The organism is Micromonospora sp. NPDC003816, assembly GCF_042874705.1.
Classification (GTDB): Bacteria; Actinomycetota; Actinomycetes; order Mycobacteriales; family Micromonosporaceae; genus Micromonospora.
Genome location: NZ_JBIANP010000004.1, coordinates 296,637 through 310,550 on the forward strand (window position 1 = coordinate 296,637; position 13,914 = coordinate 310,550).

Here is a 13,914-nt window from a genome sequence, read left to right on the forward strand (position 1 = left end):
TCCCTCAGGTGAAGCACCTTCCTCGGGCCGTAGCGCGGCGTGGTGCATGCATCCGAAGAACGCTTCCAGCTCGGGCGCGGTGCGCCCCACCTTGGCGATCAGCGCCCGCGCCTTGTTGGGCTGACCAACCACCGTCCGGCGGTCCACCTCATCGGCCGTCTTCGGAACGGTCCAGCTCAAAGCGACACGGGGGCATCGAGTAGCCGCAGCTCCACCGCGTACTTGAAGGCACCGGAGAAGACGGCCAGTTTCTTCAGGCGATCGTGCTGGACGCGGGAGTGCCATCCATCCGGAGGGCAAGCGTATCGAGCGCCTTCCTGGCCAGTGCAGCGTCGGCTAGCGGGGTCAGGTCAATGGTGTTGGCCCGCAATCAGCGCACGGCGGCTGCGAGGTCGGCGGGCGGCTCTCCGGCTTCCCCGTCGGGCCACGAAGCGCGTTGCCTTGACCGCTTACGGGACACTCGTAATTATGTGGCGACGTAGGATAGTTGGTTTGGCGTCGGGAGGCGCGGACCAGGCGGGCGGTTCACGTTGAAGGTAGATCTCGCCACCAGGCGGGTGTCGCCTCTGCCTCCACCGCCGGCCGTGCGGACCATTCGAGCGCGACCGCTCCGTGACCGTACGGTGTGGATAGTTCTCGTGCTCCTTGTTCTGGTACTCGCCGGCTGCGATCCAGAAGCTGAGGGCAAGGTCCGCTACAAGCCCGTGCTGCTGCCGGTAGCGCTGACGATCGGACCTGATGGTGTCGCTGTCGAGGGCGAGACGAGCTTCATCAACCCTATCGGGGAGTTCTCGATCGGTGCTGAGTACTCCTTACCGCCGCGAGACGGCGGCACGATCTACGTGCTACTACGGGATCGGAAGAGGGGTAAGACCGGGTTCGACAAGGTGTTTAGGGTTCAGACGGGCCGCGACCAGCTCACGGTGGTTGTGAACGGGAAGACCATGATCCAGGTGAAAGACGGTCAGGTCTTGATCGACATCACCGGCGGGTCCGTAAAGAAGATCCAGTTCAAGCAATCGGAAGCGACAGCGAAGGAGAGCGGCGACCCGTTCTGGGTGAAAGCTGGTGCGAAGTGGAGCAAAGGCTGGCAAGCCTCGATCTACAAGCCCTTCATGCTGACGCGTTGGGCGTACGACGACTCAACGATCGATAAATGGTATGGCCTGGGTTTCGTGTGGTTCCTGCTACGTCTGGCGTTGACGCTGGTTCTCCTCCTTGTCGACCTGATGCTGAGTTCGATCTTCCTGGTGGCCCAGATCGCCTACCTGATCTTCGACGGCACGGGCCGGAATGTTGTCTGGGGAATTGCCATCCTGGCGGCACTCGTCGCAGTGTTCCGCTGGCTGTCGAGTTGACCTCAGTGGTGTGGTGTGAAGATGCTTGGCGGGACGGCGGGTTCGAGGGTGTCAAGAAGCAGCAGCTCAACAGGCTTAACCCGGTGAAGATCGCGGACGCCCTGTAAGCCTTCGGCGGGGCGCGGAAGCCGTAGTGGTCCACTTCCTCGACCGCTGGCAGTTGACCTTGATCCCGATGGACTGACAGGTTGAACACGCCTCGGACGGGCGGCGAGTCGAGGTGCTCACTTCTCGACGGGCGGGTCCTGAACGGGACTTGCGGGCGCCGGATCGGGCTGCCCCACTTGTTCCGTTGGCCGGGGCTGCCCTTTGGCTATGCCTCCACGTCGTCGTCCGCCCGGCGCGGCTGTCGGTACTCGGCGATCCAGGCTTCCACGTCGACCTTGAGCCAGACCTTGGTGGCCCGTAGCTCCTGGTAGGGCTTGGGGAAGGTGGGTCGCAGCGCGATCTGCTGGAAACGCGACCTGGTCACGCCGAGCATCTTGGCGATCTCCCACGGGCCGACCAGTTCGCCCGGTCCCTTCCCAGCACCCATAGAGCCGAAGGTATGTGCGCATTAGGCTCCCCGGGCAGGGGTCCCCGAAAGGGGGTCCCCGATTGGTTGACAACTGGATCGGTGTCGGGGTGGGATCAGATCGGGCCCCCTGGCTGTTGGAGGCCGTGCCCGGCTGCCAGGGGTGCCACCCGTCTCGCGCCCGGGAGGAACCTCGATGCACCTACAACGACATGCACCCGTGCGGCCCCTCTGGTTTTGTGCCGCGTGTGCTCATGGCTGGCCCTGCCGGCAGGCTCGGACCGATCTGCGGGCGGACTACGGCATCGGGAGGATGCTTGGGCTGGACATGGCCGACCTGCTTCAGGAGGCAACAGCCGACCTGACTCGCCTCGGCGCTCCACCTGACCCTTTGTATTTCTACGTGCGGTTCATCGGCTGGATTCGGAAGCCCGGGGCTATGGGCGATCAAAATCCCTGACGGGTCAACTTGGGGCCGGTGTTGGTCTGCAGGATCAGCCGAACGCTTGGTGGCATCCGGGCTGGCCTGGAACCGCCCTCAACCGCGATCGTCATGCTGGCTACACCGCAATGGAGCCGCCGAATCGCAAAGTTGGCGGCTGGGTCCGCCTCGTCGGTGAACCCGCTGTTGCCTCTGCTGCACACCAAGAACAGCTCGCCAGTCACCCGTGGCGGCCATCAGTGGAAACTCCACCCGTCGCCGCCTTGTAGCGATGAGAGCCCCGCCAGGATCCGGAGGGTCGGGCTGTCCACGCCGGCCACGAGGCAGTCACAGCCGGCTTCGATCACGTCGGCTGCGGTGCGGGATCCGACGCTCCAGAGGGTGGCGGTCTCCTGGAGGCGGGCACGGGCGTCCTCGGTGCGCATCGCTCCATGCTCCTGCCGACGCGTACGGGACTCCAGACCTTTATCGGGGTACGGATCACCCGCGCGGAACCGTCCGAGAGGGCGAAAGCCGTCTCGTACCCCGTGCCCACCAGGACGATGTCGCGTGGCGGTGCGCGTCCGACGGGCTGGCCAGCGAGACGCCGAGTGTCTCCGGTGCTGGGAGCCGGTACCCGACAGTTCTCCTCGCCGTACCCGTGAGCAGCATCTTCGTGTAGGTTGGCACGATTCGGCCATCCATGGGGGTGACTGCGATGGTGTGTTCGGCCTACTCTGGGTTCGTGCGGCTCCACACCGTCGCCGATGGGGTGTCGGCCCGGCGGTGCTCTACCTGGTGATCCGGCTGCTGTCCGCCACGCGATGGAGGACGCGGGTCGGCGCGGGGCAGGCGGAAGAGTGGTCGCGGACGCGGGGTAACTGATCGCTTACGGTGGCGTGATTGGAGGTCTTCCGCCATTCCGCATTATCCGGTCAAAAGTATTCTTCGCCATTGTCCGCTAGATCCGCTACGCCGCCTTAGTAGGGAATGGGTGGTTGGTGTCTTCTTCTTCAGTGGCACCGGCGCTGCCAGCGCTGACCTGCCCGGACGTTGTACGCGACGGGTACGTACGTGTCGTGCGGCACGACAACCGGACCAACATCAGGTCTGTGAACTTTCCACCGGCCGACTCGCTGTGGCACCATCGGGGGACCTCCATCGCGTTCCCTTCACCCCACTCAGGAGCACAGATGTCTGCTCGACGTTTGGGCCGGCTACTCGGCTCCCTCTTGCTGGTTTCCGGCCTGGTTCTCGCGACGAGCACGGTCGCGGAGTTCGATGTCAGGGCGAATGGTCTCGAGTGGAACATGCCGACCCTAGGGTCGCTGATCCCCTGACGGGCCTTCGCGCGTCCGGGCCCCTCCGGGATCCGCTGAGTTCAGGTCGCTAGGGGAGCCATGACGCCTCGCCCCCGCCCCATCCGACGGCGGACGGAGTACGCCTGGCTGGTCACCGGGCCGTTGGCGCTTGGTGCTGTCGTCTTCTCACTGATCCTCGGGCTGACGACGTCCCCCTCCCTGGGGGACTGGCCGATGACGTTGCTGCTCACGGCGGCGATGGTGGCCGCCGCACTGCCGACCATCAACGTCGTGGTGCGGCGTCAGGCGCTCGCCGCCACGCCGACCGAGATCCCGTTGGTCGTCGCCCTCTATCTGCTGCCGCCGCTGTCGGTGGTGCTGGCGTACACGGCCGCCGCCATCGTGGTGCAGATCCGCCGCAAACTGCTGCCGGCGAAGTTCTGGTTCAACGTCGCGCTCGCGGCGATAGCGACATCTCTGGCGACCGTGGTCTACCACGTGTTGCCGCAGCCGGGTGGCGTCGGTCCGGGTACCTGGGCCGTGCTGACTGTCGCTGTGGGTACGCACACCCTCGTCGCGTTGGCCGCCGTGGTCGCGGTGGTCTCCGTGGTGCAGGGCTGGCAGGCCGGGCGGGAGATGCTCCGGGCGGCGCCGCCGATGCTGCTCGCGGTCACGATCAACCTCGCCATCGGCCTGGTGATCATCATCGCGCTGGAGGGCACGCCCTGGGCGGTGTTCCTCTTCGCCGGTCTGGGCATCGCCTTCGCGCTGGTCTACGGCTCGTACGCCCAGTTCTTCCGGCAGCACCGCACGGTCGCCGAGATGTACGAGTTCACCAAGGGGATCACCGAGAGCGGACCGGACGGCAACCTGATCGACGCGTTGCTGGTCCGGATCCGCAGCCTGATGCAGGCGGAGTCCGCCACCCTCTGGTTGCCGGCCCAGGGCCGCCACCCGGAGGTGCTGCTGACCGCCCAGGAGGGCAAGCCCGGCCTGCTGGACTCCACGCACAGCCCGGCCGCGTTGCGGGACGTCGCGGTGGCCCGGCAGGAGACCGTGGCGGTCAGCAGTCGGCTGGGCGGCGACGACCTGGAGTTGCGCGACACGCTGGAGTCGACCTCGGTCAAGGACGTGATCGTGGTGCCGCTGCGGTCCGGCAAGGCGGTCATCGGCACCCTTGAGGTGACCAACCGGCTCGGCGACACCAACTCGTTCCGGGCCGCGGACGTGACCGTCTTCGAGACGGTCGCCGCCCACGCGGCGGTCGCGCTGGAGAACTCGCGCCTGGTCGACCGGTTGCGGCACGACGCGTACCACGACGGGCTCACCAAACTGCCCAACCGCCGTCGGATCCTCGGCGCGCTGACCGAGGCGGTCCGGATCCGGGCCCCCGGCGAGGTGGTGGCGCTGCTGCTCTTCGACGTCGACCGCCTGCGCCAGGTCAACGAGTCCCTCGGGCACGCCGCGGGGGACAAGGTGCTGGTCGAGGTCGCCGACCGGCTGCGTGGATGCGTACCGTCGGCGGCCCTGGTCGGTCGGGCCGGCGGCGACGAGTTCCTGGTGACGTTGCGTCTGGAGAGTGCCGAGGCGGCGGTGGAACTCGCCGGCCACCTGCGCGAGCAGATCCGGGACGAGATGGTCTTCGACGCCCTCACGTTGGACGTGGACACCGCCGTCGGCGTGGTGGTGCATCCGGATCACGGCAGCGATCCGGCGACGTTGCTGCAACGGGTGGACGTGGCGGCGTCGGCCGCCAAGTCGGTCCCCGGCAGCGTGCAGCTCTACACGCCGGCCCTGGAGTCGCGTGCGCTGCACCGGCTGGGTCTCGCCGGCGACCTGCGCAGCGCCCTGGAGAACGGCGAACTGGAGATCTACTACCAGCCGAAGGTGACGCTGCGCGACCGGCGTCTGGTGGGAGTGGAGTGCCTGGCCCGGTGGGAGCACCCCACCCACGGCACGGTCGCCCCACAGGACTTCGTCGCGGTGGCCGAACACACCGGCCAGCTCGGGCGGCTCACCGAGTTCGTGCTGCGGGAGGGGCTGCGCCACAGCCGCGACTGGGCGCACGGCGGCCAGTCGCTCGCCGTCGCGGTCAACATCTCCGCGCGTACGCTCAACGACCAGCACTTCCCGGAGCGGGTGCGCGAGTTGCTGGCGGAGTACGACGTACCGGCGCAGCTGTTGACCCTGGAGATCGAGGAGGCCGGGGTGCTGGACGGCACCGACCGGCCCATCCCGACCCTGCGCCGCCTGCGGGACCTCGGTGTACGGCTCTCGGTGGACGACTTCGGCACCGGCAGTTCCTCGCTGGCCCACCTGCGCCGGTTGCCGGTGCACGAGGTGAAGGTGGACCACTCCTTCGTCCAGGGCATGGCGACCGATCCCGGTGACCTGGCGATCGTCAACGCCGTGGTGACCCTCTCGCAACAGTTCGGCCTGACCGTGGTGGCCGAGGGAGTGGAGAGCGAGCTGACCCTGGAACTGCTCCAGGACATCGGCTGCGAGATCGGCCAGGGATTCCTGTTCAGTCGTCCGCTGCCGTACGAGCGGCTGGAGGCCTGGTTCGGCGCCCAGGTCGACCCGGAATCGATCACCGACAACGAGCTGCCGCGCCTGCGAGTGGTCCCCTGAGCTGGGTGTCCGACGTCCCCGGGGATCCGATTTCACCAGCGCGGTAGGGCCGTGTACTCTTACCTCTGCGCGGCCACCGAGTGATCGCGCAGGCCCCCTTAGCTCAGTCGGCAGAGCGTCTCCATGGTAAGGAGAAGGTCTACGGTTCGATTCCGTAAGGGGGCTCAGAGGGTCCGGCTGGGCCCACCACGGCGGTGTAGCTCAGATGGTAGAGCAAGCGGCTCATAATCGCTGTGTCGCCGGTTCAAGTCCGGCCACCGCTACTCTCGTCCGTCCGGAGCATTCCGGCGGTCGGTGGCACGGGCGCCTTGGGCGCCCGCTTTGCGTGTCCGCCCTTGTGGTGCGTACGCTGTAGCGCTGTAGTTGTATCCGTTAGCGAGGAAGGCACTCCGCCGTGGCGAAGGCGACCGATGTCCGGCCGAAGATCACTTTGGCGTGTGTGGAGTGCAAGGAGCGCAACTACATCACGCGCAAGAACCGCCGTAACGACCCGGACCGCATCGAGCTGAAGAAGTTCTGCCCCCGGGACGGTCGGCACACCGTTCACCGCGAGACCCGCTGACCCGTCCGGGCCGACTCGGCCCGGGTTGACGCGTACCACGATCGCCGGTTCGTGCGGCGGCGCGGCCCTCGGGCCGACGTCGACCGCGCGGATCGGCGTTCGTGCGTTGCGTGTAGGTTCGCGACATGTCCCTGGACCACTCCTTCGTCGGCCGCAGTTTTCCGCCGACCGCCCCCTACCAGGTGGGCCGCGAGAAGATCCGTGAGTTCGCGACGGCGATCGGGGCCACCGATCCCGCCTACCACGATCCGGAGGCGGCCCGTGCCCTGGGCCATCCGGACGTGGTCGCGCCGCCGACCTTCCCCGTGGTGATCACCATGGCCGCCAGCCGCCAGATCGTCGAGGACCCGGCCCTCGGCGTCGACTACAGCCGGGTCGTCCACGGCGACCAGCGGTTCGCGTACACCCGCCCGGTGGCGGCCGGCGACGAGCTGGTCTGCGTCAACGTCGTGGAGGACATCACCAGCCGGGGTGGTCACGAGTTCCTGACCACCCGGACCGAGGTCAGCACGACCGCCGGCGAGCCGGTGGTCACGGTCTGGTCCAAGCTCGTCGTACGCGGGGAGGCATGACATGGAGCTGACCACCCAGACGTTCCGAGTGACCCGGGCGGACCTGGTCCGCTACGCCGGCGCATCGGGCGACTTCAACCCGATCCACTGGAACGACAGGTTCGCCACCAAGGTCGGTCTGCCGGGCGTGATCGCGCACGGCATGTTCACCATGGCGCTGGTCGGCCGGGCCGTCACCGCCTGGGCCGGTGGACCCGACGCGGTGGTCGACTACAACGTCCGGTTCACCCGTCCGGTGGTGGTGCCGGACGACGACCAGGGCACCGAGATCGTGGTGACCGCAGTCGTCCGTGAGGTCACCGACGCGGGCCTGACCAGGCTCGACATCACCGCCACCTGTCAGGGCGAGAAGGTGTTGTCGCAGGCGCGGGCCATCGTGCGGACGACGGGCTGACCGGCACCGCTCGCCGCGATCGGCAGACCGGTTGGGAAAGTCGGGTCCCTACCCGTACACTGGTCCGCCGTGGGGCAAGTGACTCCTGCCTGGTCGTGTGACCGGGTGGGACGAGCGTTGCCACACAGGGGTGTAGCTCAATTGGCAGAGCAGCGGTCTCCAAAACCGCAGGCTGCAGGTTCAAGTCCTGTCACCCCTGCGCCTCAGGCCTGACCGTTCCGTGGGTCGCGTCACCGCTCGGTGGCGTGCGGCCCGTGGTGGTGGCATCGGCGGAGAGGTTCCGAGGCATCGGGGCCCCTCCGGTTGATCCGCCGGCCGCGGCCCGTCCCGGGACGGTTGGTCCGGCCGGCGTGACCAGCGCCGCGTACGCGTACCGCGTGCGACCCCGACATCCCGCGACGGAGGGCGAAGTGGCCGACAACAAGCGGCGCGGCGAGGACGCCGACGACGACCGCCTGAACGACGAGGTGGTCAACGACGGTGACGGTGCCGACGACGACGCCACCGACGCGGACGATCTGGTATCGCGGGGCGGCACCGCCACCCGCGAACGGGCGAAGGCGGATTCCGCCGACAGCCGGTCGAAGACGCGTGCCGATGCCGACAAGGTGGGCCTGTTCGGCCGCGTCGCGCGTTTCATCCGCGAGGTCGTGGCCGAACTGCGTAAGGTCATCTGGCCGACGCGCAAGGAGCTGCTGACCTACACGGCCGTGGTGGTCGCATTCGTCGCGATGATGCTGACGATCGTGGCCGGCCTTGACTACGCCTTCGCGAAGGGCGTGTTGTGGGTCTTCGGCAACCCCAGCTGACCGGCTGACTGTGCCGATAGTGACGGAAGTGAGCAAGCGTGCCTGAGTACGACGAGACCGCCGAGACCCCGGACGAGCAGTCCACGGTGGCGACGGCGGCGAACGACGAGTCGGTCGAGGCCGCCAGCGAGCCGGAGTTCGCGACGACGGAGCCCGCACCCGACGAGGACTACGACCCGGTCGCGGAGCTGCGGCAGAAGCTGCGCTACGCGCCGGGCGACTGGTATGTGGTGCACTCGTACGCCGGCTATGAGAACAAGGTCAAGACCAACCTCGAGACCCGGATCACGTCCCTCGACATGGAGGACTACATCTACCAGGTCGAGGTGCCGACCCGGGAAGAGGTCGAGGTCAAGAACGGCAAGCGGTCCCAGGTCCAGGCGAAGGTCTTCCCGGGCTACATCCTGGTCCGGATGGAGCTGACCGCCGAGTCCTACTCCTGCGTGCGCAACACGCCCGGGGTGACCGGCTTCGTGGGTGCCACGGACCGGGCCGACCGTCCGGCCCCGCTGAGCCTCGACGAGGTGCTGAAGTGGCTGGCGCCGTCCGTCGAGACCGAGCAGAAGAAGGCCAAGCCGGAGATCAAGGTCCTCGACTTCGAGGTCGGCGACTCGGTGACGGTCACCGACGGCGCCTTCGCGTCGCTGCCGGCCACGATCAGTGAGATCAACGCCGACCAGCAGAAGCTCAAGGTGCTGGTGTCGATCTTCGGCCGGGAGACGCCGGTGGAGCTGAACTTCAACCAGGTCGCCAAGATCTGATCGCATCGACCGTCGGCGACGGCCCAGGGGGTCGTCGCCGGCGGTCGCCGTCGTTCGTCTGGCCCGTCCCGCCCCCGTCGGGCAACCTCTGTGGGCGGGTGGATTCCGACCTGCGCTACCCTAGAACGTCGCCGCCGTCCCACACGCGCTGACCGTGCGCGCTCGACGGCGACGTCGGTGCGAACAATTCCCAGTTCCAAGCCCCAGGAAGTGACATGCCTCCGAAGAAGAAGCTCGTCAAGACGTTCACGCTTCAGCTGCCGGCGGGCCAGGCCACCCCGGCGCCGCCGGTGGGCCCTGCGCTCGGTCAGCACGGCGTGAACATCATGGAGTTCTGCAAGTCCTACAACGCGCAGACCGAGTCGCAGCGGGGCGATGTCGTCCCCGCCGAGATCAGCGTGTACGAGGACCGGTCCTTCACCTTCGTGCTGAAGACCCCGCCCGCCGCCCGGCTGCTGATCAAGGCCGCTGGTGTGGCGAAGGGCTCGGGCGTCCCGCACACCCAGAAGGTCGGCTCGGTGACCCGCGCCCAGCTGCGTGAGATCGCCGAGAAGAAGATGGCCGACCTCAACGCCAACGACCTCGACCAGGCTGAGAAGATCATCGCCGGCACCGCCCGGTCGATGGGCCTGAACGTCACCGACTGATCTCGGTCACCAGCGACCCGTACGGATCGTGGGAGGGCGCGCGAGCACCGCGGCCCGCCAGAAACCACAGGAGTAGACAGAAATGCAGCGCAGCAAGAGCTACCGCAAGGCCGCCGAGGTCATCGACCGGTCGAAGCTCTACACCCCCGCCGAGGCCGTGAAGCTGGCCAAGGAGACGACCAACGTCAAGTTCGACGCCACGGTCGAGGTCGCCATGCGCCTCGGCGTCGACCCCCGCAAGGCGGACCAGATGGTCCGCGGCACGGTCAACCTGCCGCACGGCACCGGTAAGACCGCCCGCGTGATCGTCTTCGCCGCCGGCGCGAAGGCCGAGGAGGCCGTCGCCGCCGGTGCCGACGAGGTGGGTACCGACGAGTTGGTCGCCCGGATCCAGGGCGGTTGGTTGGACTTCGACGCGGCGATCGCCACGCCGGACCAGATGGCCAAGATCGGCCGGATCGCGCGGATCCTGGGCCCGCGCGGTCTGATGCCGAACCCGAAGACCGGCACGGTGACCATGGACGTCACCAAGGCGGTCGCGGACATCAAGGGCGGCAAGATCACCTTCCGGGTGGACAAGCACTCCAACCTGCACCTGATCATCGGCAAGGCCTCGTTCTCCGAGACCCAGCTGGTGGACAACTACGTGGCGGTCCTGGACGAGGTGCTGCGGGCCAAGCCGTCCGCGGCGAAGGGCAAGTACCTCAAGAAGGTCACCCTCACCACGACCATGGGCCCGGGCGTGCCGATCGACCCGAACCTGGTGAAGAACCTGCAGGAGGGCTCGGCCGACAGCTGAGCAGGACGAACGCCTCGAAGGGGCCCCGCCACACGACCGTGGCGGGGCCCCTTCGCCGTGACCGAGGTGGCAAGCTCGCCTGATGCGACTGGAGGACGTCTGGCTGCGGTACCGCCGTCCCGGTCCCTGGGTGCTTCGATCGGTGACGATCGAGATCGCGCCCGGCGAGGCGGTGGTGGTGCACGGGCGCAACGGCGCCGGCAAGTCGACGCTGCTGCAACTCGTCGCCGGGATCCTGCCGCCGTCCCGGGGGCGGGTGCGCGATCGACCGGCCGTGGTGGGCTGGGTACCGGAACGTTTTCCCGCCGACCAGCCCTTCACCGTCGAGGGATACCTCGACGCGGCAGCCCGGGTGCGTGGACTCGCTCGTGACGATGCGGGCCGGGCGGTGCACCACTGGGTCGAGCGCCTCGGTCTCGGACCCTTCCGGGCCAGCCGGCTGCCCCAGCTCTCGAAGGGCACCGCGCAGAAGGTCGGTCTGGCCCAGGCACTGCTGCGCCCGCCGGGACTGCTCGTCCTCGACGAGCCCTGGGAGGGCCTGGACGCCGCTGCCCGCGAACTGGTCCCCGAGGTCGTGGGCGAGGTGCTGGCCGAGGGCGGTGCGGTACTGGTCAGCGATCATCGCGGTGAGACGGCCCGCCTGCCGGGTGCCCGGCAGTGGACCGTCGACGGTCAGACGGTGGCCGAGGGGCCGTGGGCCGGTGCGGAGGCCACCGTCGTGGTGGAGGTGGCGGTCCCGGCTGCCGACGTCGCCGACGCCGTGCGCCGGCTGCGCGCCGACGGTCACCGCGTCCTCCGGGTACGCGGACACGACGCGTCGTCGGAGGTCACCGAGTCGTTGGCCGGGGCGGCCTCCGAGGTGGCGCCGTGATCGCGCTGGTCCGGTTCCGGCTCGCGGGCTTCCTGCGTACCGGACGGGCGCTGGCACCGGTCCTGGCCGGCCTGCTCGTGTTGGGCATCCTCTACGGCGGTGGCCGCGCCGAGCCGGCCGAGGCCTACGGCGTGTCGGCGGTGGTCCTCTTTCCGGTCCTGGCCTGGCAGACCAAGATCCTGCTGGACGTGGAGCCGGACGCTCAGCGTCGGCTGGCCGTGGTCGCGCTCGGGCCGACGCGGGAGTGGGCGGCCGGACTGCTCGCCGCGGCGACCGCAGGTCTGGGTCTGATCGCGGTCGCGCTGGTGATCCCGTGGCTGCTCGGCGGGATGGCCGTGCCGACCGGACCGGACGACCGGTCCATCGTCGCCGGCCTGGCACTCGGCCTCTGGGCGCACCTGATCGCCCTGCCGGCTGCCGTGGCGCTCGGTGCCCTCGCCGGCCGGGCGGTCACGCGCAGCGCCGGGTACGGCGTCGCGGTGCTCGTCCTCGGTGTGGTCCTCGCCCTGGTGTTCGGCCGCGTCGACCCGGCGCTCCGGTGGCTGGCCCCGCCGTTGCTGACCACCGCGCGGGCGCTGGCCGGGTCCCTGTCGTGGGCGACCGGGGTGCTGGTGACCGCCTGGGCGCTCGGTTGGGCGGCCATGCTTCTGGCGGGTTGTCGGCGTGCCCGCCATCGACGTGCCTGACGTTCACCGTCCGTGGTGACCGAGCGCACTCCGGGGCGATTTGGCGGCTGCCGGGAGTAGGGCGTAACCTAGGCCGCGAAGTTCCACCCAGAGACCGCTGGTCACCGTGCTCCGGCACGGTCGAAGGTCCGCGAAGACGGGCGACCCGCGTAGGGCGGCAAGCGAAAACTGGCAGAGTCCCCGTGGTCCGCCGACTGCGATGATCTCCGCCGACCTCGCCCCGTGCGCCCTGCGCCGGGGCTTTTCTGTTGCCGCGATGCCTCCGTCCCCGTCACAGGCGCCTGTCTGCGACGGTGACCAGCCTCGAGTAACGAGAGAGGAGGGACATGGCGGACAAGCCGATCCGGGCCGACAAGGCCTCGGCCGTTGCTGAGCTGACGGAGAACTTCCGCAGCGCGGGTGCCACCGTGCTGACCGAGTACCGCGGTCTGACGGTTTCCCAGCTCACCCAGCTGCGGCGCTCGCTCGGCAAGGAGACCACCTACACCGTCGCCAAGAACACGCTGGCCAAGCGTGCTGCGGCAGATGCGGGTATCTCCGGCCTCGACGAGCTGTTCACCGGTCCTACCGCGCTGACTTTCGTTTCGGGCGACGTCGTCGAGGCGGCGAAGGGGCTTCGCGACTTCGCGAAGTCCAACCCGAAGCTCGTCATCAAGGGCGGCGTCTTCGAGGGCAAGGCCATTTCCGCGGCCGAGGTCACGAAGCTCGCCGACCTGGAGTCCCGTGAGGTGCTGCTGGCCAAGCTGGCCGGCGCGATGAAGGGCAACCTGAGCAAGGCCGCGGCCCTGTTCCAGGCCCCGCTGTCGAAGACCGCCCGTCTGGCGGCCGCCCTGCAGGACAAGAAGCGTGAGCAGGAGGGCGCCGAGGCGGCCTGAGGCCGCGCGGCGCACCCACGTTCTTAGTTAACCATTCAGAAAGGACGCCAGATATGGCGAAGCTCAGCACCGAAGAGCTGCTCGACGCGTTCAAGGAGATGACGCTGATCGAGCTCTCCGAGTTCGTGAAGCAGTTCGAGGAGACCTTCGAGGTCACCGCCGCCGCCCCGGTCGCGATGGCGGCGGGCCCGGCCCAGGGTGGCGCTGCCGCCGAGGCCGAGCCGGAGAAGGACGAGTTCGACGTCATCCTCGACGCCGACGGTGGCAAGAAGATCCAGGTCATCAAGGTCGTGCGTGAGCTGACCGGCCTGGGCCTCAAGGAGGCCAAGGACCTGGTCGAGGCCGCGCCGAAGGCGATCCTCGAGAAGGTCAACAAGGAGGCCGCCGACAAGGCCAAGGCCAAGCTGGAGGGCGAGGGCGCCAAGGTCACCCTCAAGTGACCTGAGCCTCACCCGGGCGTACCGGCTCACGTGAGCCGGGGCACACCCACATCGCGGCGGGCGACGATCCGGATCTCGGATCGGCGCCCGCCGTGTGGTTTCACTGCCCGGAACCGGTCATGAGCAGGGCGTGTGCATCGCGGCGGGCGCGGGCCCGAACGGCAGTGGTTTCGCCCGTGGGTGGGAAAGACCGTCGGATGGCGGCACCGGGCCTTGACGCGACCATGGACTCCCAGGCACGCTGACATCAGCAAGACCTTCCGCGCTTGCGAC

The 13,914-nt window shown here is 68.5% G+C and carries 15 protein-coding genes and 3 tRNA genes; 16 read left to right on the top strand and 2 right to left on the bottom strand.

The window, feature by feature from the left end:
* Positions 1-638: 638 nt before the first annotated feature.
* Positions 639-1,358 (top strand): hypothetical protein, encoded by a 720-nt coding sequence (locus ACFYTT_RS17045; RefSeq protein ID WP_387260239.1) that lies wholly within the window; start codon positions 639-641, stop codon positions 1,356-1,358.
* 313 nt (positions 1,359-1,671) lie between these two features.
* Here the strand turns inward: ACFYTT_RS17045 and ACFYTT_RS17050 are convergent, their stop codons facing one another.
* Both ACFYTT_RS17050 and ACFYTT_RS17055 read right to left on the bottom strand, forming a co-directional pair.
* Entirely contained in the window at positions 1,672-1,893 is a 222-nt protein-coding gene (locus ACFYTT_RS17050; protein WP_387260241.1) for a helix-turn-helix transcriptional regulator, read from the bottom strand.
* Between the two features lie 657 nt (positions 1,894-2,550).
* Positions 2,551-2,739 (bottom strand): hypothetical protein, encoded by a 189-nt coding sequence (locus ACFYTT_RS17055; protein WP_387260244.1) that lies wholly within the window; start codon positions 2,737-2,739, stop codon positions 2,551-2,553.
* Positions 2,740-3,693: 954 nt separating this feature from the next.
* Between ACFYTT_RS17055 and ACFYTT_RS17060 the strand changes: the two genes are divergently transcribed.
* The 15 genes from ACFYTT_RS17060 to rplL all read left to right on the top strand — a co-directional run bounded on the left by ACFYTT_RS17060 (position 3,694) and on the right by rplL (position 13,641).
* Complete coding sequence (locus tag ACFYTT_RS17060) at positions 3,694-6,225, top strand: putative bifunctional diguanylate cyclase/phosphodiesterase (RefSeq protein WP_387260247.1); 2,532 nt, start codon at positions 3,694-3,696, stop codon at positions 6,223-6,225.
* 92 nt (positions 6,226-6,317) lie between these two features.
* Positions 6,318-6,390 (top strand) — tRNA-Thr (locus tag ACFYTT_RS17065).
* A 25-nt stretch (positions 6,391-6,415) separates the two neighbouring features.
* Positions 6,416-6,488: transfer RNA gene (locus tag ACFYTT_RS17070), tRNA-Met, on the top strand.
* A gap of 131 nt (positions 6,489-6,619) precedes the next feature.
* Positions 6,620-6,787: a 50S ribosomal protein L33 gene (gene rpmG, locus ACFYTT_RS17075; RefSeq protein WP_007073056.1), complete on the top strand. Its 168-nt coding sequence runs from the start codon at positions 6,620-6,622 to the stop codon at positions 6,785-6,787.
* A 125-nt stretch (positions 6,788-6,912) separates the two neighbouring features.
* Positions 6,913-7,359 carry a MaoC family dehydratase N-terminal domain-containing protein gene (locus ACFYTT_RS17080; RefSeq protein WP_131052798.1) on the top strand — a complete coding sequence of 149 codons (447 nt, stop codon included), beginning with the start codon at positions 6,913-6,915 and terminating at the stop codon, positions 7,357-7,359.
* A 1-nt stretch (position 7,360) separates the two neighbouring features.
* Entirely contained in the window at positions 7,361-7,753 is a 393-nt protein-coding gene (locus tag ACFYTT_RS17085; RefSeq protein WP_176095243.1) for a MaoC family dehydratase, read from the top strand.
* Positions 7,754-7,879: 126 nt separating this feature from the next.
* Positions 7,880-7,952: transfer RNA gene (locus ACFYTT_RS17090), tRNA-Trp, on the top strand.
* A gap of 211 nt (positions 7,953-8,163) precedes the next feature.
* A complete protein-coding gene (gene secE, locus ACFYTT_RS17095) occupies positions 8,164-8,562 on the top strand; it encodes a preprotein translocase subunit SecE (protein ID WP_131052800.1) in 399 nt (132 codons plus the stop codon).
* Positions 8,563-8,600: 38 nt separating this feature from the next.
* On the top strand, positions 8,601-9,323 hold the full coding sequence (gene nusG / locus ACFYTT_RS17100) for a transcription termination/antitermination protein NusG (RefSeq protein WP_131052801.1): 723 nt from the start codon (positions 8,601-8,603) through the stop codon (positions 9,321-9,323).
* Positions 9,324-9,538: 215 nt separating this feature from the next.
* Positions 9,539-9,970 carry a 50S ribosomal protein L11 gene (gene rplK, locus ACFYTT_RS17105; RefSeq protein WP_131052802.1) on the top strand — a complete coding sequence of 144 codons (432 nt, stop codon included), beginning with the start codon at positions 9,539-9,541 and terminating at the stop codon, positions 9,968-9,970.
* Positions 9,971-10,052: 82 nt separating this feature from the next.
* Entirely contained in the window at positions 10,053-10,769 is a 717-nt protein-coding gene (gene rplA / locus ACFYTT_RS17110; protein ID WP_131052803.1) for a 50S ribosomal protein L1, read from the top strand.
* A gap of 82 nt (positions 10,770-10,851) precedes the next feature.
* The gene (locus ACFYTT_RS17115; protein WP_387260252.1) at positions 10,852-11,640 is read left to right on the top strand and encodes an ATP-binding cassette domain-containing protein; all 789 of its coding nucleotides are present in this window, start codon (positions 10,852-10,854) and stop codon (positions 11,638-11,640) included.
* Positions 11,637-12,326: a hypothetical protein gene (locus tag ACFYTT_RS17120; protein WP_387260254.1), complete on the top strand. Its 690-nt coding sequence runs from the start codon at positions 11,637-11,639 to the stop codon at positions 12,324-12,326. Before ACFYTT_RS17115 ends, ACFYTT_RS17120 begins: the two co-directional genes overlap by 4 nt.
* A gap of 326 nt (positions 12,327-12,652) precedes the next feature.
* Positions 12,653-13,201, top strand: coding sequence for a 50S ribosomal protein L10 (gene rplJ, locus ACFYTT_RS17125; RefSeq protein ID WP_131054310.1), 549 nt, complete (start codon positions 12,653-12,655; stop codon positions 13,199-13,201).
* A gap of 53 nt (positions 13,202-13,254) precedes the next feature.
* Positions 13,255-13,641: a 50S ribosomal protein L7/L12 gene (gene rplL / locus ACFYTT_RS17130; protein WP_131054311.1), complete on the top strand. Its 387-nt coding sequence runs from the start codon at positions 13,255-13,257 to the stop codon at positions 13,639-13,641.
* Positions 13,642-13,914: the final 273 nt, after the last annotated feature.